Origin of the sequence: Bacillus carboniphilus (assembly GCF_020524035.2) — a bacterium.
Lineage (GTDB): Bacteria > Bacillota > Bacilli > Bacillales > JAIVKR01 > Bacillus_CC.
The window spans coordinates 2443778-2467260 of sequence record NZ_CP129013.1 but is presented as its reverse complement, the minus strand read 5'-3'; the positions used below and the strand labels follow the sequence as shown (position 1 = coordinate 2467260).

The following is a 23483-nucleotide window of genomic DNA, read 5'->3' as shown; positions in this document are numbered from 1 at the left end:
TATGAATAGGGCAGTAATTAGATTAGTTTCTTTTTTTACTGCCTTTTTTCACACTCTGTATCTCCAAGTTTTTCAAAAAAGAAAAGGAGGAGTTTGCAAATTGACAACTGTATACCAACCGAAACATGCGATTAGGTTTGTCACAGCTTCTAGTTTGTTTGATGGGCATGATGCATCTATTAATATTATGAGAAGGATTCTTCAGTCAAGTGGAGCAGAGGTCATTCATTTAGGGCATAATCGCTCTGTAAAGGAAATTGTTACTGCTGCTATTCAAGAAGATGTTCAAGGAATCGCTATATCCTCTTATCAAGGTGGTCATGTAGAATTTTTTAAATATATGATTGATCTGTTGAAGGAAAATCAATCTTCCCATATTCATGTGTATGGTGGAGGAGGTGGTGTCATTTTACCTCGTGAAATAAAGGAGTTACATGATTATGGTGTAAAAAAGATCTTTTCTCCTGAAGATGGCAGACAATTGGGATTGCAAGGCATGATTAATCTTATGCTTGAGCAGTGTGATAACCAGACCATAGACCCAGAGCAGCTCCAACATTTGAGTGAGGGGAATGTCATTTCTATTGCCAAATATATAACAATAGCAGAGAACTTAAAAAGAGATGAACAAGCAGCAGAGAGCCTGTCTTTACAAGGAATGGACACGGTGTCTCATCATGCGCCTATTATAGGAATAACAGGTACAGGTGGTGCGGGAAAAAGCTCACTAACTGATGAGATGATTAGGCGGTTTTTAACTAAGTTTTCGGATATGAAAGTGGCTGTTTTGTCGATTGACCCATCTAAGCAAAAGACAGGTGGAGCTCTTTTAGGAGATCGAATTAGAATGAATGCTATTTTTGATTCAAGAGTGTATATGAGAAGCTTAGCGACTCGAAAATCTCGTTCAGAACTCTCCCTTGCGATTCGAGAGGCAATCAAAATAGTTCAAGCGGCAAACTATGATTTAATTATTGTTGAAACAAGTGGAATCGGGCAAGGTGATGCAGAAGTTTCAACTATATGTGATTTATCACTCTATGTCATGACAAGTGAATACGGAGCCCCATCACAATTAGAGAAGATTGATATGATTGACTTTGCGGATATGGTCATTATTAATAAATTTGATCGCAAAGGATCAGAAGATGCGTTGAGGCAGGTACAGAAACAATTTCAACGCTCACATGGACTTTTTGATCAAACGTTAGATGAGATGCCTGTTTTTGGGACGATCGCAAGTCAATTCAATGATCTTGGAACAAATATCGCCTTTGGACATTTGGTGAAATTGATCAATGAGAAAAAGAAGAAAGAATGGGACGTAAAAATAGAACAAAAAAGAGATATGACAAGGCAGCAGGCCATTATTCCTCCAGAACGACGTTTTTACCTCAGAGAAATCAGTAAAACAGTGAAAGATTACCACAATAATGCTTCAGAGCAAGTCAAACTCGCCAGACGGATTTTTCAACTAAAAGGTACAATTCAATTATTAAAAGAAGATAAAGTAGACGAATCTCATATAGAACTTCTCGTACAACTAAAAGAGCAACTAGAGAAAAAACGAACAAGTGAGTCTAAAAAGCTTTTAGATTTTTGGCAAGAAAAATCGAAGGAATATAAAAAGAAAGAGTTAACGTTCAAAAGAAAAGAGAAACAATTCACAATCTCTTTAACGACAGAGTCTTTATCAGGATTATCTATTCCTAAAATTAGTCTTCCTACATACGAAGATGAAGGTGAACTATTGAAGTGGTTGTATAAAGAAAATCTACCAGGTTATTTCCCTTTCACCGCAGGTGTTTTTCCTTTTAAACGAAAAGAAGAGGACCCTAAAAGGCAGTTTGCAGGAGAAGGGACCCCAAAGAGGACCAATAAGCGTTTTCACTATTTATCGAAGGAGGATGAAGCGAAACGGTTAAGCACAGCTTTTGATTCTGTTACGTTATATGGAGAAGATCCTGATATTCGTCCTGATATTTATGGGAAGATAGGGGAGAGTGGTGTCAGCGTTTGTACGTTAGATGATATGGAGAAATTGTTTGATGGTTTTGATCTTTGCTCACCGACGACTTCTGTCTCCATGACAATTAATGGACCTGCTCCAACGATTTTAGCGATGTATTTAAATACAGCCATTCATCAGCAAATCATGGAAAAACAAAAAAAGCTAAATCGCTCGTTAACAATAGAGGAGCAAGAGGACGTAAAAAGGTATACACTCCAATCGGTAAGAGGCACGGTTCAAGCGGATATTTTAAAAGAGGATCAAGGTCAAAACACGTGCATTTTTTCAACGGAATTTGCTTTAAGAATGATGGGAGATATTCAGCAATATTTTATTGATCATCGGGTGAAAAACTATTACTCCGTGTCCATTTCTGGTTACCATATTGCTGAAGCAGGAGCGAATCCGATTACGCAATTAGCTTTCACGTTAGCCAATGGTTTTACATACGTGGAATACTATTTGAGCCGAGGGATGGATATAGACGATTTCGCTCCTAACTTATCTTTCTTTTTTAGTAACGGATTGGACCCAGAATATACAGTCATTGGGCGTGTGGCAAGAAGAATATGGGCTGTTGTGATGAGAGATAAATATGGCGCCAATGAACGAAGTCAAAAGCTAAAATATCATGTGCAAACTTCGGGTCGATCTTTGCATGCACAGGAAATTGATTTTAATGATATTCGAACGACATTACAAGCGATCATGGCACTACATGATAATTGTAACTCTCTTCACACGAATGCCTATGATGAAGCCATTACAACACCAACTGAAGAATCGGTAAGAAGAGCCATGGCGATTCAATTAATTATTACAAAAGAGCATGGCTTAACAAAAAATGAAAATCCTCTTCAAGGATCGTTTATTGTTGAAGAATTAACTGATTTAGTTGAGCAAGCTGTGCTACAGGAATTCGAGAGAATAGATGAGCGTGGTGGTGTTTTAGGGGCAATGGAAAGTCAATATCAAAGAGGAAAAATCCAAGATGAATCGATGTATTATGAAATGAAAAAGCATAGTGGTGAGCATCAAATCATCGGTGTAAATTCTTATTTAAATCCACATGCAAAAGCTAATCAAGCAGATCAAATGAATATTGCCAGAGCCTCAAAAGCAGAAAAAGAAGAGCAAATCCAAAATCTTGATCAGTTTAAAGAGAAGCATAGAGATGAATGTGAGGAAGCTCTTAAGCAATTGCAGCAAACGGCAATAAGCGGTGGGAATACGTTTGAAGCACTTATGGAAACGGTCAAAGTAGCAAGTTTAGGACAAATTACAAATGCTTTATATGAGGTTGGGGGACAATACAGAAGGAATATGTAACTTTTTTGAAGGTTTTAAAAGATCTACTTGTAAGACATCAAAGCGGTGTTCTTTGTAGATCTTCTTAATTATAGTTGATTGTTCTTGCTATTTTCTAATAGGAATAGATAATATGTATAGGGTAAGGGAATATTTTTAAGAATAAGGTAGCATAAACGGAAATAATCTGTTTATAATGAATGGTATGTCAGCAAATTTTACATAATGCGCGGTTTGTATAGAGGACGATATATAGAAAGGATGTGCCTGAATTTGAGTATTGCTCAATTTTCAACTGACGAGTTAAAAAAGATGTCTTTAATAGAGGTTGTTCATCTTCTATTAGAAGAAAAAAAACAGCCAATCCCTTTCCAAGAAATCATTACTGAATTAAAGAAGAGACTATCTATATCTGAACAAGAAATGGAAGGTCGACTTGCTCAATTCTATACGGATTTAAACATAGATGGACGTTTTATTTGTATGGGTGAAAATAGGTGGGCTTTGAAAAGCTGGTATCCATTTGATCAACTAGAAGATGAAACACAACCTGTAGTCAAACAGAAGAAAAAGAAAAAAACAAAGAAAAAAACGACTAAAAAAGAAAAGGTCATTGAAGAAAAAGAAGAAGAGTTGGTCCTTGACGACCTTGAAGATTTAGACGAAGATTATGATGACGACGATGATCTATTGGATGATGACTTAGATGAAGAGGATTTAAGTGATGACGACGATGATCTATTGGATGATGAAGAAGAAGACGAGGACGAATAATCTTCTTGACTTTATTTATCTAGGTCGCTAATATTTTACTTGGGCTCTTTAAAAGCATTTATTCATTATTATTTAAATAATAAGCTCCCTTTCAGATGAAAGGGGGGCTTTTTTCTTTTTTAAATTTTTTTGTTTTGAATAGTAAACAATAAAGAAATCATCTACTGGAGGGAAAAACAATGACAAAGTATATATTTGTAACTGGAGGAGTCGTTTCGTCACTTGGTAAAGGGATTACGGCCGCATCATTAGGTCGATTATTAAAAAATAGAGGGTTAAATGTTACCATACAAAAATTTGATCCATACATTAATGTTGACCCTGGAACGATGAGTCCTTATCAGCATGGAGAGGTGTTTGTAACGGATGATGGTGCTGAAACAGACCTAGATTTAGGGCATTATGAGCGTTTTACTGATATTAATTTAACTCGCTATAATAACGTCACAACTGGAAAGATCTACTCGACTGTTTTACAAAAAGAAAGAAGAGGAGATTATTTAGGGGGGACTGTACAAGTAATCCCACATATTACAAACGAAATAAAAGATAAAGTGTTTCGTGCAGGTAAAGAGACAAATGCAGATGTTGTGATAACGGAAATAGGTGGTACTGTTGGTGATATTGAATCTCTCCCTTTCCTCGAAGCGATCAGGCAGATTAAAAGTGATATGGGTCGAGATAACGTCATGTATATTCACTGTACGCTCGTTCCTTATATACGTGCAGCAGGAGAAATGAAAACAAAGCCTACACAGCATAGTGTGAAGGAATTAAGAAGTTTAGGGATCCAACCAAATGTCATTGTGGCTCGTACAGAAAAACCGATCGCACAAGAGTTGAAGGATAAAATTGCTCTATTTTGTGATATTGATGAAAAAGCCGTCATTGAATTACTTGATGCAGATACCCTTTATGCTGTTCCATTAAATCTTCAAGAACAACGTTTAGATGAAATAACATGTCAGCATTTAAAAATAGCCTGCAAAGAAGCGGATATGACAGAGTGGGAAGGGTTAGTAAAGAAAGTCCGCAACTTGTCGAAAACAACAAAAATTGCGCTTGTCGGTAAATATGTTGAACTACAGGATGCTTATATATCAGTTGTCGAAGCATTAAAGCATGCTGGATATGAATATGATTCTGATATCAATATTAAATGGATAAATTCAGAAGAGCTTACAAGTGAAAATGTGAAGGATCAGTTAAAAGATGTAGATGGGATCCTTATCCCAGGAGGTTTTGGAGATAGAGGGATTGATGGGAAAATTATTGCAACAACCTATGCTAGAGAAAACAAGGTGCCGTTTTTAGGTATTTGTTTAGGGATGCAAGTGGCTTCTATTGAATTTGCTCGAAATGTCCTTCAATATAAAGGGGCACACTCAGCTGAAATTGATCCAAACACACCCTATCCTATCATTGATTTATTACCGGAACAGAAAGACATTGAAGATTTAGGTGGAACTTTAAGATTAGGTTTATATCCATGTAAGCTTGAAAAGGGATCAAAAGCGTATGAAGCTTACCATGATGAAGTGATTTATGAACGTCATCGTCATCGTTATGAGTTCAATAATCAATTTAGACAAGAGATGGAGAAGAATGGATTTATCTTTTCTGGTACAAGCCCAGACGGTCGTTTAGTAGAAATTATCGAATTACAAGATCACCCTTGGTTTGTAGCATCCCAATTCCATCCTGAGTTTACATCTAGACCGACTCGTCCACAACCATTATTTAGAGATTTTGTAAAAGCGTCATTAAAGAATGAAGGATAATGTGATAGGGAGGAGCTAGTACGTAGCACCTCCCTATTTAACCCTCAATCATGATCATATTCCGAGATCATTTCTCTAATGGAAAATAATAATCCATAATATACATAAAGGGAAGTCATGAGTGTTGGAAAACCGATACGTGTGCCATCCTCTGTTGGAACAAGCTGCTTGTTTAGTTTAGAGTCTATATGGACATCTACCAAATTAATTAAAATGTTAGTGGACTCCTTTTCAATTGCAGTTACAGCAACTGTTGGAACTTGCCTCTCTCTTAAAAATTCCGCTATCTTTATGGCATTTTTATTTGTAGATAGAGGTGAAAAAAGAAGCACCCGATCCTCAGGTTGTATATTGGTTAGATCAGTTGGAAATTTTTTTGCTGACGGTAACCCTTCTTCTTCACTAATGCTCATATCGACTAATGGCTTTAGTTGTTCGGTTGCATAGACGTAAATATCACCTTCTCCAACGGATGCTTGGGCAAGTAAGCGGGCACCGTCTTCAATGGATAGCTCTTCTTTTTGTTGTATGCGATTAAAATGACCAATAAGCTGAGTTGAAAAAATTTTTAACATTTGGATCCTCCTTATTGTTGTTAAATATATAGTATTTTTGGTAAATGATGAAAAATTCAAATTTTACAAGAGCAGACTTTAAGCCCATACATCATTGGAAAGACACTTCCGTTGACAACTTTTTAAATATTCAAGCAGGAATAGCATATCAAATAAAGAATAAATAACAAAAGAAAACAGTTATCGGACATGCTTTAGTGAATAAACATTTTAAACAGAAAAAAACGAAGATATTAAATTTGGTCAAATTAGGAAAAGGAGTTGGGGAAGCCGCTTAGCGTTTTGTTCCATATTATAAATGCTAATTATAGGGTGTGTAACATCCGAAGTTACGCCTGTGGAGTGTTAGACCAAACGAAAGTAATGTACTTCTTTCTAGCATGAACTCGAACACAATGAAACAGGAAGAAAACAGTAGAGGTGTATTCAAATATAGTTTCAATAAGGAGAAATTAATGATCTTTAAATATTTGAATGATTCTTTCCTTTACAACTTTTCAAAGCGGTGAACAATAGATGAGAAAAATATTAATTGTCGATGACCAATACGGCATCCGAATATTATTAAATGAAGTGTTCCATAAAGAAGGGTATCAAACATTTCAAGCTGCAAGTGGGTATGAAGCGCTTGAAATTGTTGAAAAACATTCACCTGATTTAGTTTTACTTGATATGAAAATACCTGGAATGGATGGAATCGAAATTTTAAAACGATTGAAAGTAATTAATAACGATATATTAGTCATTATCATGACCGCTTATGGTGAACTTGATATGATTCAAGAAGCCAAAGATTTAGGAGCGATCACTCACTTTGCAAAACCATTCGACATTGATGAGATTAGAAATTCAGTCAAAGAATACATTCCGCTTTCATCAAATCAATAAGCTTTTTTAATATATAAAAATATTTCGAAAAGTTGATGAAACGGGATTTTGGTGGTACTCTATGAGAGAGAAAAGCTCTTTAGAAAGGTTCCTCTGTCTCTTACATAACATGAACTAGTTATGGCTAGAATAAAGGTTATACTGGAGTTTTTCGGTTGGTGTAAATCAGGCTCTACAAGGAGGATATTTAATAATGCCTTTAGTATCAATGAAAGAAATGCTTATCACTGCAAAAGAAAAGGGTTATGCTGTTGGTCAGTTTAACCTAAACAACCTTGAGTTCACTCAAGCGATCCTTCAAGCTGCTCAAGAAGAGAATTCCCCTGTTATCTTAGGAGTTTCTGAAGGTGCTGGCCGCTACATGGGTGGCTTCAAAACGATTGTGGCATTGGTGAAAGCACTAATGGAAGACTACAATATAACTGTTCCAGTTGCTATTCATTTAGACCACGGTTCAAGCTTTGAGTCTTGTGCAAAGGCTATTCATGCAGGATTTACTTCTGTTATGATTGACGCTTCTCATCATCCATTCGAAGAGAACATTGCTACTACTTCTAAAGTAGTTGAGCTTGCTCATTTCCATGGTGTTTCAGTTGAAGCTGAGCTTGGTACTGTTGGTGGACAAGAAGATGATGTCATTGCTGATGGTGTTATTTATGCTGATCCACAAGAATGTAAAGAGCTTGGAGAACGTACAGGAATTGACTGTTTAGCTCCAGCTCTAGGGTCTGTTCATGGTCCATATAAAGGTGAACCAAATCTTGGATTTGTAGAAATGCAAGAAATTGGTGAAACGACTGGCTTGCCTCTTGTATTACATGGTGGTACTGGAATTCCAACAAAAGATATTCAAAAAGCTGTTTCTTACGGTACAGCGAAAATTAATGTTAACACTGAAAATCAAATTGCTTCTGCTAAACGAGTTCGTGAAGTGTTAGCTGCTGATTCTGAAATGTACGATCCACGTAAATATTTAGGACCTGCAAGAGAAGCAATTAAAGAAACAGTAATCGGTAAAATGAGAGAGTTCGGATCTTCAGGTAAAGCTTAATATTAAGAGAGAGAATGTTTAAATGGAAATCTTTTAAACAACCTCTGAAAGATTCAACGTTGAGCCGCCTCTAAATATTAGGGGTGGTTTAACAGTTTATAGGAGGATTACAATAATGAAGTTTTTTATTGACACAGCTAATATTAATGAAATTAAAGATGCGGAGTTATTAGGGTTATTAGCAGGAGTTACAACAAATCCTAGTTTAGTAGCAAAAGAAAAAGATGTATCTTTTCATGATCGCCTTCGCGAAATTACACAAGTAGTAAAGGGGTCTGTTAGTGCTGAGGTTATTTCTTTAGAAGCAGAAGGAATGATTTCTGAAGGAAAAGAGTTAGCTGAGATTGCACCAAATATCACGGTCAAGGTTCCAATGACTCTTGAGGGATTAAAAGCAGTGAAAGTTTTTAAAGAATTAGGGATTAAAACGAACGTTACGTTAATTTTTAGTGCTAATCAAGCATTGCTTGCAGCTAGAGCTGGAGCTACATACGTGTCACCTTTCTTAGGTAGATTAGATGATATTGGACATAATGGATTAGATTTGATTTCGGAAATTGCTGAAATCTTCAATGTTCATGGGATAGAATCAGAAATCATTGCTGCATCGATTCGTCACCCGCAGCATGTAACAGAAGCAGCTATGAGAGGAGCTCACATTGCAACAATTCCTTATAATGTTCTTGTTCAGCTTTGTAAGCATCCTTTAACTGATCAAGGAATTGAAAAATTCTTGGCTGATTGGAAGACGCGCAGCTAGATTGTTTTGGATGAACACATTGACGGAACCACTCATTTTTGGGGATGCAATGTGTTCTTTTTATAGCACTATTAATAGAAAAATTTATTTTCTACGTTTATCTTTTTAAAATGTGAGGAAAAATTGTTGATAAAGTTATAGTGGTATTTGGAAGTTATTCGTTAAAAGTGTTAATATATTTGTTAAGTGCTTTAAGGGTTGTTCAGAAAGTCAAACGGTGGACTAATCATTGTAATATACCCATCACGATTGAAAATGGTTGCATATAGATGTTGTTCCTTTAATAACGCATTTCTTTTAACGCCTTTTTCCGACTTTTGAACAATCGGGTACATTTTTTGTTTATGGTTATTGACTTGTTAAAGAAAAGAGCGGCTGTTTTCTTTAGCAAGTCATTGCAGGAGGAAGGAGACTGTCATGGAAAAGCTTAAAATTGCTGGAGGAAATTCGTTAAAGGGTTCAGTAAAAGTGGCGGGAGCAAAAAATAGTGCAGTAGCATTAATACCGGCAACGATATTGGCAGAATCAACAGTTACAATTGAAGGTTTACCGAATATATCAGATGTTCACATCTTAAAAGAATTGCTAGAAGAAATAGGCGGAGATGTTACCCTTCATGAAAATGATATTCATGTGGATCCTTCAAAAATGATTTCAATGCCCCTTCCTAACGGTAAAGTGAAAAAGTTACGAGCTTCCTATTATTTGATGGGGGCTATGTTAGGGAGATTTAAAAAGGCTGTTATTGGGCTACCTGGAGGATGTCATCTAGGTCCTCGTCCTATTGATCAGCATATTAAAGGCTTTGAGGCCTTAGGAGCATCTGTTACGAATGAACAAGGAGCGATTTACTTACGGGCAGATGAGCTAAGAGGTGCTCGAATTTATTTAGATGTCGTCAGTGTTGGTGCAACCATTAATATTATGCTTGCAGCTGTCTTGGCTAAAGGAAAAACGGTAATAGAGAATGCAGCCAAAGAGCCAGAAATCATTGATGTTGCGACGTTATTAACGAGTATGGGTGCGAAAATAAAAGGTGCAGGAACAGATGTTATTCGAATTGAAGGTGTAGAAAGGCTTTCTGGGTGTCGCCATTCGATTATACCTGATCGAATAGAAGCTGGGACTTATATGGTAATTGGTGCAGCTGTAGCTAACGAATTAATTGTTGACAATGTCATTCCTTTACATATGGAGTCATTAATAGCAAAGCTTCGCGAAATGGGAGTTCATGTAGAGACAAGTGATGACCAAATCTATATTTTAGGGAACCAACCCTATTTGAAACCTGTAGATGTAAAAACACTTGTGTATCCAGGTTTTCCTACTGATTTACAACAACCGATTACAACCCTTTTAACGAAAGCTAAGGGAACGTCTGTTGTAACAGATACCATTTATTCTGCTAGGTTCAAGCATGTTGATGAATTACGTAGAATGGGTGCAGATATTAAGGTTGAGGGTCGTTCTTCTATTATTACAGGGACGACGAAGCTACAAGGAGCTAAAGTTAAAGCAAGTGATTTAAGAGCTGGAGCTTCACTAGTGTGTGCAGGACTACTAGCAAATGGTGTGACTGAAATAACAGGATTAGAGCATATCAATAGAGGATATAGTCATCTTGAAGAGAAGCTATCGAACTTAGGGGCGAAAATTTGGCGCGAAACGCTAACAGATAAAGAGATTGAACAGCTGCAAAATTCTTAATAGCTTTTCGATTGTCTAGCTCCAGCCCTTAACACCGGAGACAACTAAAGGATTTAGGTGGATCTACGTTAGTCACAGGACGTGCGATGAACAGGATGTTCTAGCATCAACGTTAGCCACAGGACGTGGCTTTACTTAGTTGATGATCCTTTGTATTAGCCCGCGTTCTTGTTCATGCGTCGCTAGACGGGCGCTTACGCTTTTCTAGTTTTAACTACAATTTGAGGGGGGAACTTATTGTGGAAAGAAGTTTATCAATGGAATTGGTTCGTGTAACAGAGGCAGCTGCTATGGCATCTGCTCGTTGGATGGGAAGAGGTATGAAAAATGAAGCAGATGATGCAGCAACATCTGCTATGAGAGATGTTTTTGATACGATTCCAATGAAAGGCACCGTGGTTATTGGTGAAGGAGAAATGGACGAACTCCTATGCTTTACATTGGAGAGAAGCTTGGAAATGGCTATGGTCCACGTGTAGATGTAGCTGTAGATCCTTTAGAGGGAACGAACATTGTTGCTTCTGGAGGCTGGAATGCATTAGCCGTTATTGCAGTAGCAGACCATGGTAATATGTTGCATGCTCCAGATATGTACATGGATAAGATAGCAGTAGGTAAAGAAGCGGTAGGTTGCATCGATATTGAAGCACCTACAATTGATAATTTAAAAGCTGTAGCGAAAGCGAAAAATAAAGATATTGAAGATCTTGTCGCAACGATTTTATATCGTCCACGTCATGAAAAACTAATTCAAGAAATTAGAGACGCAGGTGCCAGAATCAAATTGATTAACGATGGGGATGTTGCAGGAGCCTATAATACAGCCTTTGAAAATACGGGTGTCGATATATTATTTGGTTCAGGTGGAGCTCCTGAAGGGGTTCTAGCGGCCGTTGCTTTAAAATGTTTAGGTGGAGAAATACAAGGAAAGCTCTTGCCCCAAAACGAAGCAGAACTAAAAAGATGTGAAAAAATGGGTATAGATGTGAATAGAACGTTAATGATGGAAGATTTAGTGAAGGGTGACGATGCCATTTTTGCGGCTACTGGCGTAACAGATGGCGAGTTACTAAAAGGTGTCCAATTTAATGGTACAATTGGGACGACGCAAACGTTAGTTATGCGAGCTAAGTCAGGTACTGTTCGTTTTGTAGACGGACGCCATTCTCTAAAGAAAAAGCCAAACTTAGTGATCAAGTAATAATTGTAAAAAGGAAGAACCCTCCTTTATCAAGGTGGGTTCTAAAATGTATAAATTCTTCTTAATTAATAAAATGTATTGATTAATGTGTTGAAATAAGGTAAAACTAAATAGTGTTCTTCATTATGAGTGGAATACTTACTTAAAACAATCATTTTTCTGCGAAACTACTTCTGTTTCTTCTTCTTTTTCTTCTCTATCTATTATTCCTTATGGAACGAAATAACTGGTTTGAAGGTAGAAAGGTCAATCCATGTTCTCCTTTGTACTTATATCCTTTGATAGAGTAAAAAGCTATGTAGGTAAGGTGTTTTTATTGTTCGTAAGACTTTTGAACAACCTCTACAAAAGCTATTCTGAACTTTTTATTATAGCTCTCACTATATCTGTCTTTAATTCATTTTTAGTGCGTGTTCAAGTAAGAAAAAAAGAATTGGAAAATGAGAATGCGTTGCAAGAGATCATTATTTAGGTCCAAGTTTTATGGGCATTGATTATGATGGTCAACTCTAAAGTATAGATTTTGTTATAAAAGTAAATAAAGTGTGGTGTAGACATGAGTAAGGTATCCATTGCTACTCTTGAAAACTTAAAGTTAAAAGAGCTTTATGAGTTAGCAAAAGAGTATAGAATTTCTTATTACAGTAAATTATCAAAAAAAGAATTAATCTTTTCTATTTTAAAAGCAAACGCAGAAAAAGAGGACCTTTTATTTATGGAAGGTGTTCTTGAAATCATCCAGTCAGAAGGGTTTGGTTTCTTAAGACCGATTAACTATTCTCCTAGTTCAGAGGATATTTATATTTCTGCGTCACAAATTCGTCGTTTTGATCTAAGAAACGGAGATAAAGTATCTGGAAAGGTTCGTCCACCAAAAGAAAATGAACGTTATTATGGGCTGTTACATGTAGAAGCTGTAAATGGAGATGATCCAGAATCAGCGAAGGAACGAGTCCACTTTCCTGGATTAACTCCCTTATATCCTGATCGACAAATGTTTTTAGAAACGGAAACGAGAAAAATGTCGACAAGATTAATGGATTTAATTTCACCTGTTGGCTTTGGACAACGTGGATTAATCGTTGCTCCTCCTAAGGCAGGGAAAACGATGCTTTTAAAAGAAATTGCCAACAGTATTACAACTAATCACCCTGAAACAGAATTAATCGTTTTGCTTATTGATGAACGTCCTGAGGAAGTAACAGATATTGAGCGTTCGGTTAAAGGTGATGTGGTTAGTTCTACCTTTGATGAAGTCCCTGAAAACCATATTAAAGTTGCAGAGCTTGTATTAGAGAGAGCCATGCGCCTTGTTGAGCATAAGCGGGATGTTGTTATTTTGATGGACAGCATTACTCGTTTAGCCCGTGCTTATAACTTAGTCATTCCTCCAAGTGGAAGAACACTATCAGGAGGGATTGATCCTGCTGCCTTCCACCGTCCAAAACGGTTCTTTGGAGCAGCTCGTAACATCGAAGAAGGTGGAAGCTTGACGATTTTAGCAACGGCTTTAGTCGATACGGGATCTCGTATGGATGATGTTATTTATGAGGAGTTTAAAGGAACGGGTAATATGGAACTTCATTTAGATCGTACACTTGCCGAAAAACGTATTTTCCCAGCGATTGATGTGAGAAGATCCGGAACGCGTAAGGAAGAGTTACTCATTCAAAAAGATCACCTTGAATCTTTATGGGCAATTAGAAAGTCAATGGTGGATTCACCTGATTTTGTCGATCGATTTGTGAGGAAACTTAAACAAACAAAAACGAATGAAGAGTTTTTCCATTTAATATTAGAAGAAAGAAAGCGTAATGGACAAGGTGTCAAGCGCGTTTAAATGACCTGAGGATAAAGGGTATTTTTAACAATAAGGGTACCATCATACAATTTTTAACGAATGGTTGCAAATATGAAACACCCTTGATATAATTCATTCATGTGCATTCTAGAGATAACATCTTTAGAATAGATAACTCTGTTTCGAAATGACTCAGGGCAAAAGGAGACGATAATAATGAAAACTGGAATTCATCCGGCTTACTCAAAAACAATGGTTAAGTGTTCTTGCGGAAATGAATTTGAAACGGGCTCTGTAAAAGAGGAAGTACGTGTAGAGGTTTGTTCTGAATGTCACCCATTCTACACTGGCCGTCAAAAATTCGCAGACGCAGGCGGACGTGTTGATAAATTTAATAAAAAATACGGTCTTAAAGAAAGAAGATAAGACCCAAATTATTAAGAAAGCAGGTAAGTTCATCTTGCCTGTTTTTTCATGTTTATATAATTTTTAAATGCTGCAAAAGGACGACGAATAGTTAATCCAACTTAGAAACATCGGTTAATGGTGATTCACTTCAAACTCGTGTACATAGTTGGACTGACTGAATAAGGAGTAATGAAAATGGCGCAACTGTTTTTTAAATATGGAGCGATGAATAGCGGGAAGTCGATTGAAATATTAAAGGTGGCTCACAACTACGAAGAGCAAAACAAGCCCGTATTAATATTCACTTCTGCTGTAGATACAAGAGATGAGGTCGGGTACGTCTCGAGTAGAATTGGTTTGAGAAGAAAGGCTCTTTGTATATTTGATAAAACGAACATCTACGATATGGTGAAAAAATACGATCCTAAACCTTATTGTGTATTGGTCGATGAGGTCCAATTTTTAAAAAAAGACCACGTATTACAATTAGCTGAAATTGTCGATAAATTAAAGATTCCAGTGATGGGGTTCGGACTTAAAAACGATTTTCAAAATGAATTATTTGAAGGTAGCAAGTACATGTTGATTTATGCAGATAAAATCGAGGAAATGAAAACCATTTGCTGGTTTTGTCAGAAGAAAGCAACCATGAATCTAAGGGTAGATGGGCAAGGAAAGCCTGTTTATACTGGCGATCAAATTCAAATTGGCGGTAACGATTCGTATTATCCTGTTTGTCGAAAATGCCACGATAGCCCTTCTTTATAAGGATGACTTCACATTTTAATCCCATTTGAACGAAAGCTTGATTCTATTTTATGGAATCAAGCTTATTTGAGTATATTTAACCTTGCTAGAGCCATCTTACAACTAAGGAGGTGTTTGGACATGAGATCGATCCTTCTTTTTATGATAAATGTATGTATGGCTGTTTATCTGTCCGGATGCAATAATGTAGGACAAGATGAGCAAAGTCAGAACGGGATGAATATTAAGTCCTTAGAAAGAAATGCCACGTATAACGGAGATCCAAACCCTAACGTAAATATTACGCACAATCACCTTCACACTGGAGATGATCAGAAGCAATTAGAGAATGCTGTTAAAGATGAGCCCATTGTCTTAAAATCTGTTTGGTTTAATGGAAAGGATGCCTACGTTACGATTTCATCGGAAAGTGATTTGACATCTGAAGAAAGTCAAACCTTAGTGCAAAGAATAAAAGAGAAAATGCAAAATGCACTTCCACGATTTGATATCCATTTGAAAATGGCAAAATCAGAGTAAAGGTGTTGGAACATGATCCTTCACCTTTTCTGGTCAAAAAGAGGGAATTATTTGACTTTTTTAGCTAGTTTGATACTATATTAATAGAGAATAGGTTCTAATAAAGTGAATGTAAGTAAAATTAGGGATATTGTTCTATTTAAAAAACCTTATTCTTAGACTCCATGAATTTCATCACCATACATCATGTAAATCCCCATTATATAGTGAATCATGTTCTCACTTGAAGTATGAAGAATAGAAAAGACAATGAAAGAATTGCTTTGAAAACAATCATCTAGCCAGATTTTTTAAAATACCACTAGCTTGTTTTGTTTTTTCTGAATGTTTTGTCTTTATTCTTCATAAGTCAATAATATGGAGGAAAGTAGTCTCCAAGTATTTATTTTAAAAATTTTAGGAGGTTGTTATTATTCGAAAAAAACATATTTTTTCAGTCGTATTTTTGTTGATTCTTAGTTTAGGTGTTTTAACTGCGTGTGGCGACTCTGAATCCGCAAGTGGTGATGGAGAGTTAAATTTGAAAGAGGACGGTAAATTAACCTTTGCTATGAGTGGGTTGTACAAACCTTATAATTACCAGGATGGTGGAGAGTTAACAGGGTTTGATGTGGAAATTGGAAATGCGATAGCGGAAGAAATGGGACTTGAGCCTAATCCGGTTACGAACCCATGGGAATCGATCATAGCTGGATTAGAAGGAGAAAAATATGATGCGATTATTGGAAGTATGGGGATTACAGAAGAACGAGATGAAGTAGTAGACTTCTCCGATCTGTATTATCGTTCAGGGGCCCAAATATTTGTTGCTTCTGATAATAACGGTATTGAAACGGTTGATGATCTAAATGGGAAAAAAATTGGGGTTGTGAAGGCAACTACTTATAAAGACCTTGCTGAAGAGTATACCGATGATATTGTAGAGTATACAAGTGACCCAGTTGCCCTTCAAGATTTACCAACAGGACGTATTGATGCGGTCATTACCGACGAAGGGGTAGGTAACTACGCAATCCAAGATGCTGGACTTGAAGTGAAACGTGTAAAAGAACCTATTTCTCAAGATGAGATGGCCATTGCTGTCAATGAAGGGGACGAAGAATTATTAAAAGAGATTAACAAAGCTCTTCAAGCCATTATTGATAACGGCACGTATCAAGAAATCAGTGAAAAATGGTTTGGTAAAGATATGTTAGAAAAGCAGTAATCATTACGTTGACAATAGGGGGGACTGAGATTCCCTCTCTTTTCATTTCATCGAGAGCAGGAGGATAATAGATATGGATATTGCTAATATAATAGAGCAATTTTCTGATATGGGAGAGATTGCAGCCAAGACGGTGGAACAGTTTTCAAAGGCAGCTATTATCACCGTTGAAATTACGTTTTTTTCATTGATCTTCGCTTCAATACTTGGATTAATTGCGGCCTTTTTAAAAATTTCCGAAATAAAAATTTTGAATTGGATTGCGAATATTTATATTACGATTGTGCGCGGTACACCGTTAATTGTACAAGTGTTTATCTTTTATTTTGGCCTTGTTTCATTTGGAATTACATTGGAACCCTTTTGGGCCGGGGTATGCGCACTAGCCCTTCATAATGGAGCTTATATTGCAGAGATTTTTCGAGGGACGATTCAATCGATCGATCGTGGTCAAATGGAGGCTGCTCGCTCATTAGGAATGTCCTATCCGAAAGCCATGCAACGAATCATTTTACCACAAGCTTTTAAACGTTCAATTCCACCTGTTGCCAATCAATTCATCATTGGCTTAAAAGATTCATCCTTAGTAGCTTATATTGGTGTCCAGGAACTATGGGGACAAGGTTTATCAGAAGCGGCAAGTAACTTCAAGCAGTTTCAAACCTACGCCGTAAATGGACTCTATTATCTTGCATTAGTTTTAATTTTTACGATCATTGTTAATTTTATCGAAAAAAGAATGGATGTCGACACAAGGGGGAGCCACGTATGATTACAGTAAAAAATCTTCATAAGTCATTTGGGCGTCTTCACGTATTAAAAGGAATTGATATGGAAGTGGCGGAAAGTGATGTTGTTTGCTTAATTGGCGCAAGTGGATCAGGAAAAAGTACGTTGTTAAGGTCGTTAAATTTTTTAGAGATAAAAGATAAGGGCGATGTGACGATAGATGGCAAACTCATCAATCCAAAAAAGGACGATCTTAATCAAGTGAGACAGAAAGTGGGCATGGTGTTTCAGCATTTTAATTTGTTTCCTCATAAAAATGTATTGGAAAATGTCATGGAAGCACCTATTCAAGTAAAAAAGATGGAAAAAAAAGAAGCAGAAGCAATCGCGAAAAAGTATTTAGATAAAGTAGGCTTAAGTGATAAGGTCAAAGCCTATCCTTCTCAGCTTTCTGGTGGTCAGAAGCAAAGGGCAGCTATTGCCAGAGCCTTAGCGATGCAGCCGAAAGTCATGCTTTTTGATGAACCAACTTCTGCTTTAGACCCTGAATTAGTTGGAGAAGTATTATCAACCATGAAGGAACTGGCGGATGAAGGAATGACCATGGTGGTGGTGACGCATGAAATGGGCTTTGCTCGTGAGGTCGCGGACCGAATTGTTTATTTAGATGACGGCATGATTATCGAAGAAGGACTTCCAAAAGATGTTTTTGAAAGCCCGAAAGAGGAACGGACGAAGGAATTTTTAAGTAAAGTATTGTGATAAATAAAGAACTAGGAAGAGAGCACTTCTCCTCCTAGTTACTTTGGTAGGCGTTATGAGATTATATTTAAAATGGAATGGAAGAAATTCCTGCGTTTTTGTGGAAGAGGCTCCTGTATGGGAGTTTCAGAGGTTTGTTTGAGAGTTTGATTTAATAGGTGCTCCATTCTTTCTATTTTTTCTTCCAAAAGGTCGATGCGCCCTAGTAATTCTTCTGTTTCCTTTCGATGCTGAAGGACTTGATAGGTAACAACATCATCTGCTTTCGAATTAATTCGAACGTCAAGCTCAGCAACTTTATTTAATACATGTTTAATAGAATCGTTTGTCGGCATGGAGGTAGGTTTGACAGATCCTACCCTTTTTTTCTTTTTAGACACTTTAATTTCTTGAAAGGGAGTTCCAGATTTGATCTGTTGATGGACATTCTTTAATATGTTTACATCTTCATCTGTAAATAAGTAGTGCCCTAATTCATTGCGATTCATTTCAATATTTAACTGTTTTACCCACCGTTGAATCGTTTTTGTCGATACCCCAATTTCGTTCGCTACGGCCCCTGTATTCATCATTCATTCTCCTTTCATTTATGGTTTACTAATCTTTTCTTCTTTTTAACCAGTCTTCCTTTATGGTTGACAAAACAAGTAGTCATTCGGCAAAGAAAGTGGATGTAGGACACATTCCTACTTCTTTTGTCGTTCCGTAAGTGAAAGTAACCTCTATTTGCTTTTATTGACGTCTCTATACTATAATTAATCTGTTATGGAGAAACGTTTGAGGTGAAGAACTGTGTTAGATCGTTTACAAGCTGTTGAAGATCGTTATGAAAAATTAAATGAGTTATTAATGGATCCTAATGTAGTAAATGATCCAAAGAAACTAAGGGAATACTCGAAAGAACAATCGGGACTTCAAGAAACGGTTGAAGTATATCGTGAGTGTAAGGAAGTAACGGAACAACTAGAAGATGCAAAACAAATGTTAGAAGATAAACTTGATGCGGATATGAGAGAAATGGTCAAGGATGAAGTCGATGAATTGACTGAACAGAAGGATCAATTAGAAGAAAAACTAAAAGTCCTTCTCATTCCGAAAGATCCGAATGATGATAAAAACGTCATCATGGAAGTTCGCGGTGCAGCTGGAGGAGAGGAAGCAGCTTTGTTTGCCTCAGATCTTTATCGTATGTATAGCCGCTATGCTGAAGCGCAAGGCTGGAAAACAGAAGTAATGGAAGCAAGCCCTACAGGTACAGGTGGATACAAAGAAATTATCTTTATGATAAATGGTGAAGGTGCATATTCACGTATGAAATTTGAAAACGGAGCACATCGTGTCCAACGGGTACCTGAGACAGAATCGGGTGGACGTATCCATACGTCTACTGCTACAGTTGCTGTTTTACCAGAAGCTGAAGAAGTTGAGGTTGAAGTACACGATAAGGATATTCGTGTCGATACGTTCGCTTCAAGTGGACCTGGTGGGCAAAGTGTGAATACAACGATGTCTGCCGTCAGGTTAACGCACGTTCCAACTGGTATCGTTGTATCATGCCAAGATGAAAAATCACAAATTAAAAATAAAGACAAAGCCATGAAAGTTCTTAGGGCACGTATTTATGATAAGTTTCAACAGGAAGCTCAAGCTGAATACGATCAAAATAGAAAAATGGCCGTTGGAACAGGCGATCGTTCAGAACGAATTCGCACGTATAACTTCCCGCAAAATCGTGTGACAGACCACCGCATTGGGTTAACGATTCAAAAACTCGATCAAATCTTAGAAGGCAAATTAGACGAAGTGATTGAAGCGCTCATTCACGAAGATCATGCCGAACGTCTGAAAGCAGCCGATCAAGCATGAGTATAAAAGTGTACGAAGCCCTTAATTGGGCTTCTTCTTATTTACAAGAGGCGAATCGAGATAATAATGCAGCGGAATTGTTATTACGTCACCATATGAAGTTAACGAGAGCTCAACTTTTTAGTGAATCGCGTAAAGAAGTAAATGAACAAATTTGGCTGTCTTTTCAATCTGATGTAAAAGAGCATGCAAAAGGAGTACCGGTTCAATACATGATTGGTTCAGAAAGTTTTTATGGTCGTTCGTTTCTTGTCAATCAAGAAGTGCTCATTCCACGACCAGAAACTGAAGAACTCATTGAAGGGATCTTACAGAGAATCACCACGTTTAACCGTGAATTAATAGTTGCAGATATAGGAACGGGAAGTGGAGCCATTGCCGTTACCCTTTCTTTAGAAAATTCTAACATGAACGTTTATGCAACGGATATTGCAGCGGAATCACTAAAAGTAGCAAAAGAAAATGCGTCTCAATTAGGGGTGGAGGTAACCTTTTTACAAGGGGATCTTGTCCAGCCTTTGGTTGAGTCAAAGTTGAAGTTTGATGTCATTGTATCCAATCCTCCATATATCCCCATAGCAGAAGTAGATCAGCTTGAAGTAGTGGTCAAAGACTTTGAACCGAGACGTGCTCTTGCTGGTGGAGAAGATGGATTGGACTTTTACCGAAGACTAGCATCCGACTTGCCACAAATCATGAAAGAGCAGTTTTTAATTGGAGTTGAAATTGGGGTAGGTCAAGGCGAACAAGTGAGTACGATTTTTCATAATGCGTTTCCTTTAGCTCAAGTAGAAATTGTTAACGACATAAATGGCAAGGACCGAATGGTTTTTGTTCAGAAAAATAAGACACCCTAAGGGGTGTTTTTTATAAGATCAGGGAATCTTTAAACTTTGGCCTTTAGTAAGAAGGTTCTTTCATCGTTGTCTAGTTCCAACGCCCAGCAACTCCGACGCACACGATGTGCTAGCGTCAACGTTAATCACAGGACGTGACTGTTTTTAGTTGATGTTCTAATAAACTTTAAACAAGCGGTTGCGCTTTTTTATTATTCAAATCTTTTTATTTAAAATAAAAACAGAGCTTGCAAGAAACATATTACTCAAACATATGATAATCAAAATCCCATCACGAAAAGATTGGTAGGATAACTCTTTTAGACAATTCATGATAAATAAGAAAAATATGGATGAAAATATAAAAGTATAAGGGTAATAGTATCCCCTCATCATAATTTTAACTTGTCTCTCATCAGGTTTACCAATAGAAGCCAATAGTATGATGGAGTATATAGTAGATAAAACGACTAGGAAAAACAAGAATTGTTTCTTCAGTTGCATCCAAATAGTTGGCAAATCATTGATCAATGTTTCCATCTTTGATCTCCTCCTTATATTCAAATACATTATTAATATCGACATCGAATAAGTTGGCCAGTTTAAACGCTAAAATAAGCGAAGGGTTATATTTATTTGCCTCAATAGAAACAATTGTCTGCCTGCTAACACCAACTTTCTCCGCTACATCTTTTTGTGACCATTTATTTTGAGCTCTTAAAACGTGAAGGTTATTATATAGCTTCCCTTTCTCTTTCACTAATATTTCCTCCCTTATATTAAATGGTAATATATTTTATTCATTATGTAATTAATTTTTTACTTTTAGATAAAAATATATGACTAATGAGGCATAAAAGGAAAGTTTGTTGAATTTAGTGTTGTATTCATTTTAGATGAAGGGTATAATGTATATAAAAATAAGAACATTTGTTCCTATGCAAGTAGTGGTTATCGAACATGATGAAAGTCTTCCTCGTTTCGGAATGGATGTGAATATCAAACATGAAGTTAGTAGATTTAGTTAAAGTCGTTCAAAAAGATGCTAAAGGATATAAAGAAATTGAACGGAAAACAGGGATCAAATCCCCAACTATCACGAACTTTAAGAACTTTATACTAAATAAAGGTAAGGGGAAGCGTCCTTCTCTCGAAACACTGTTAAAGTTAAGCTCACTATACTTTCCCGGACATGAGAGGGAAATAATCAAGGATTTTATTAATGGCTATTCTGATAATATTAAGCCGCAAACAGTGAGGGAACTAATGAGTTTTTGTTATGAGGCTCAATATTGGAATCTGTTGAGTAGACTGTTAGAAATCGGAGAGAAGATGGATGCAGTTACCTATAAGTTCACTACTCTATTATCATATTTACTAAACACAACATTTGAAAAAAAAATGACCTATTTAGACCTTTATCAAGAAAGTAAACGAATAAAGAGTACACATAAACAAATCCTTTTTATCCAGCGCTATATAGAAATGCTGTATTACTTAAATGAAAAAGGTAGTCACCATAAAAAACTAATCGAAACATGTGAAGATTTATTAGAAATGGTTGATCGAGAAGGTCAATATCTATTAAAGATATTCAGAATAAAAGTAATCAATATTTATAGTTTTCACTTAGTTTTGCAAAAGAGATTTGATGAAGCAAGGGTATGGTTAAACGAAATCTTCCAAGGTGATTGTTCTCCTTATTATAAGGCAGCGCAGCTCATTATTCATTTGCACATTTGTTTATTTACAGTGATGTACAGAAGTGTATAGAGCATCTTCAAACGTCAGCTAGGCTCTATAACAGCGTCAACCAGCAAATTGAATATGAAACGGTTATGTTTACATTAGAATTTATTTCTGTATTACACAAAGTGAGCAATAACCAAGTCGAATATTCTTTAAATAAAGCGTTTTATTTCGCTTTGAAAGGAAATTTTACTGCAGCGAAGAGAGAATTAGCTAACATTGAATATGATCCAAATTTTGAAGGATTTTTGATTATGCTAACAGGATTAACTGAATCAACATTAAAAACGGTTTATTTTGAAAAAGCAAAATGGTGGTTTAAGCAACAAGGAAATTTACTTTACTCAGAGATGACAGACTACCTATAGGCAAAAGGACAATGCATAGAAAAATGCATTGTCCTTTCTACATTTTACGGTTATTTACTAAAAAATCATATTATAAAAATGGAAAAAAGAAAAGGTATTGTTCAAGATGAATGATTAGCATTTTTTACAATAAAAGGAGGGGATAGTATGAACATTTATAAGGAAGTCACAATATCAACGAGTGAAGTAATTGTCTTTTCGACAAAGCATGTAATTGAAGTACCAGTTCATATGAGCAATCGTTGCTTACACAATAGACTAAAAGAAATAGAGATAGAAGGACATTACTTAGATGATTTAGAGGAGGCGTTAAGAGAGAAAGGTTTAAGAGTAGTGAAACATTTAAAAGAAGAAGAGAGTGTGAAAGAAAGTTTATGGATCACAAAAGATAATATCTAGATTGGTTTTATAGTA

Annotated in this window: 23 protein-coding genes and 1 pseudogene; 20 read left to right on the top strand and 4 right to left on the bottom strand. The window is 36.5% G+C overall.

What is annotated here, in order from left to right:
* Positions 1–100: 100 nt before the first annotated feature.
* The 3 genes from icmF to LC087_RS12585 all read left to right on the top strand — a co-directional run bounded on the left by icmF (position 101) and on the right by LC087_RS12585 (position 5874).
* Positions 101–3340: a fused isobutyryl-CoA mutase/GTPase IcmF gene (icmF, locus tag LC087_RS12595; RefSeq protein ID WP_306019621.1), complete on the top strand. Its 3240-nt coding sequence runs from the start codon at positions 101–103 to the stop codon at positions 3338–3340.
* 252 nt (positions 3341–3592) lie between these two features.
* Complete coding sequence (rpoE, locus tag LC087_RS12590) at positions 3593–4093, top strand: DNA-directed RNA polymerase subunit delta (protein ID WP_226541452.1); 501 nt, start codon at positions 3593–3595, stop codon at positions 4091–4093.
* 179 nt (positions 4094–4272) lie between these two features.
* Positions 4273–5874 carry a CTP synthase gene (locus tag LC087_RS12585; RefSeq protein ID WP_226541454.1) on the top strand — a complete coding sequence of 534 codons (1602 nt, stop codon included), beginning with the start codon at positions 4273–4275 and terminating at the stop codon, positions 5872–5874.
* A gap of 44 nt (positions 5875–5918) precedes the next feature.
* On the opposite strand, the gene LC087_RS12580 is transcribed toward LC087_RS12585, so the two are convergent.
* A complete protein-coding gene (locus LC087_RS12580) occupies positions 5919–6449 on the bottom strand; it encodes a DUF2529 family protein (protein WP_226541456.1) in 531 nt (176 codons plus the stop codon).
* 516 nt (positions 6450–6965) lie between these two features.
* Here LC087_RS12580 and LC087_RS12575 point away from each other — a divergent pair.
* The 12 genes and pseudogenes from LC087_RS12575 to LC087_RS12520 all read left to right on the top strand — a co-directional run bounded on the left by LC087_RS12575 (position 6966) and on the right by LC087_RS12520 (position 18250).
* Positions 6966–7337, top strand: a complete 372-nt coding sequence (locus tag LC087_RS12575; protein ID WP_226541458.1) for a response regulator — start codon at positions 6966–6968, stop codon at positions 7335–7337.
* Positions 7338–7530: 193 nt separating this feature from the next.
* Positions 7531–8388: a class II fructose-bisphosphate aldolase gene (locus tag LC087_RS12570; RefSeq protein WP_306019620.1), complete on the top strand. Its 858-nt coding sequence runs from the start codon at positions 7531–7533 to the stop codon at positions 8386–8388.
* Positions 8389–8503: 115 nt separating this feature from the next.
* Complete coding sequence (gene fsa, locus LC087_RS12565) at positions 8504–9148, top strand: fructose-6-phosphate aldolase (protein ID WP_226541463.1); 645 nt, start codon at positions 8504–8506, stop codon at positions 9146–9148.
* A gap of 417 nt (positions 9149–9565) precedes the next feature.
* A complete protein-coding gene (locus LC087_RS12560; RefSeq protein ID WP_226541465.1) occupies positions 9566–10855 on the top strand; it encodes a UDP-N-acetylglucosamine 1-carboxyvinyltransferase in 1290 nt (429 codons plus the stop codon).
* A gap of 239 nt (positions 10856–11094) precedes the next feature.
* Positions 11095–12056: pseudogene (gene glpX, locus LC087_RS12555) on the top strand (class II fructose-bisphosphatase).
* A 556-nt stretch (positions 12057–12612) separates the two neighbouring features.
* Positions 12613–13896 (top strand): transcription termination factor Rho, encoded by a 1284-nt coding sequence (gene rho, locus LC087_RS12550; protein ID WP_226541470.1) that lies wholly within the window; start codon positions 12613–12615, stop codon positions 13894–13896.
* Between the two features lie 177 nt (positions 13897–14073).
* Positions 14074–14283 carry a 50S ribosomal protein L31 gene (gene rpmE, locus LC087_RS12545; protein WP_226541472.1) on the top strand — a complete coding sequence of 70 codons (210 nt, stop codon included), beginning with the start codon at positions 14074–14076 and terminating at the stop codon, positions 14281–14283.
* Between the two features lie 177 nt (positions 14284–14460).
* Positions 14461–15033 (top strand): thymidine kinase, encoded by a 573-nt coding sequence (locus tag LC087_RS12540; protein WP_226541475.1) that lies wholly within the window; start codon positions 14461–14463, stop codon positions 15031–15033.
* Positions 15034–15153: 120 nt separating this feature from the next.
* Positions 15154–15552 (top strand): hypothetical protein, encoded by a 399-nt coding sequence (locus tag LC087_RS12535; protein WP_226541477.1) that lies wholly within the window; start codon positions 15154–15156, stop codon positions 15550–15552.
* Between the two features lie 412 nt (positions 15553–15964).
* Entirely contained in the window at positions 15965–16759 is a 795-nt protein-coding gene (locus LC087_RS12530) for an ABC transporter substrate-binding protein (protein WP_226541549.1), read from the top strand.
* Positions 16760–16868: 109 nt separating this feature from the next.
* On the top strand, positions 16869–17531 hold the full coding sequence (locus tag LC087_RS12525) for an amino acid ABC transporter permease (RefSeq protein ID WP_226541551.1): 663 nt from the start codon (positions 16869–16871) through the stop codon (positions 17529–17531).
* Positions 17528–18250: an amino acid ABC transporter ATP-binding protein gene (locus LC087_RS12520; RefSeq protein WP_226541480.1), complete on the top strand. Its 723-nt coding sequence runs from the start codon at positions 17528–17530 to the stop codon at positions 18248–18250. Before LC087_RS12525 ends, LC087_RS12520 begins: the two co-directional genes overlap by 4 nt.
* 53 nt (positions 18251–18303) lie before the next feature.
* Here LC087_RS12520 and LC087_RS12515 read toward each other — a convergent pair whose 3' ends face one another.
* Positions 18304–18819: a MerR family transcriptional regulator gene (locus LC087_RS12515; protein WP_226541482.1), complete on the bottom strand. Its 516-nt coding sequence runs from the start codon at positions 18817–18819 to the stop codon at positions 18304–18306.
* 223 nt (positions 18820–19042) lie between these two features.
* Here LC087_RS12515 and prfA point away from each other — a divergent pair, with 223 nt between their 5' ends.
* Positions 19043–20116, top strand: a complete 1074-nt coding sequence (prfA, locus tag LC087_RS12510; RefSeq protein ID WP_226541485.1) for a peptide chain release factor 1 — start codon at positions 19043–19045, stop codon at positions 20114–20116.
* A gap of 2 nt (positions 20117–20118) precedes the next feature.
* On the top strand, positions 20119–20973 hold the full coding sequence (gene prmC, locus LC087_RS12505; RefSeq protein ID WP_226541552.1) for a peptide chain release factor N(5)-glutamine methyltransferase: 855 nt from the start codon (positions 20119–20121) through the stop codon (positions 20971–20973).
* 195 nt (positions 20974–21168) lie between these two features.
* Here the strand turns inward: prmC and LC087_RS12500 are convergent, their stop codons facing one another.
* Positions 21169–21492: a hypothetical protein gene (locus LC087_RS12500; protein ID WP_226541488.1), complete on the bottom strand. Its 324-nt coding sequence runs from the start codon at positions 21490–21492 to the stop codon at positions 21169–21171.
* Positions 21473–21712, bottom strand: a complete 240-nt coding sequence (locus LC087_RS12495) for a helix-turn-helix transcriptional regulator (protein ID WP_226541490.1) — start codon at positions 21710–21712, stop codon at positions 21473–21475. Before LC087_RS12495 ends, LC087_RS12500 begins: the two co-directional genes overlap by 20 nt.
* Before the next feature lie 245 nt (positions 21713–21957).
* On the opposite strand from LC087_RS12495, the gene LC087_RS12490 reads away from it, so the two are divergent.
* The 3 genes from LC087_RS12490 (at position 21958) to LC087_RS12480 (ending at position 23468) form a co-directional block, all read left to right on the top strand.
* On the top strand, positions 21958–22725 hold the full coding sequence (locus LC087_RS12490; RefSeq protein ID WP_306019619.1) for a hypothetical protein: 768 nt from the start codon (positions 21958–21960) through the stop codon (positions 22723–22725).
* A 65-nt stretch (positions 22726–22790) separates the two neighbouring features.
* A complete protein-coding gene (locus LC087_RS12485) occupies positions 22791–23069 on the top strand; it encodes a hypothetical protein (RefSeq protein WP_306019618.1) in 279 nt (92 codons plus the stop codon).
* A 147-nt stretch (positions 23070–23216) separates the two neighbouring features.
* Entirely contained in the window at positions 23217–23468 is a 252-nt protein-coding gene (locus LC087_RS12480; protein WP_226541495.1) for a hypothetical protein, read from the top strand.
* Positions 23469–23483: the final 15 nt, after the last annotated feature.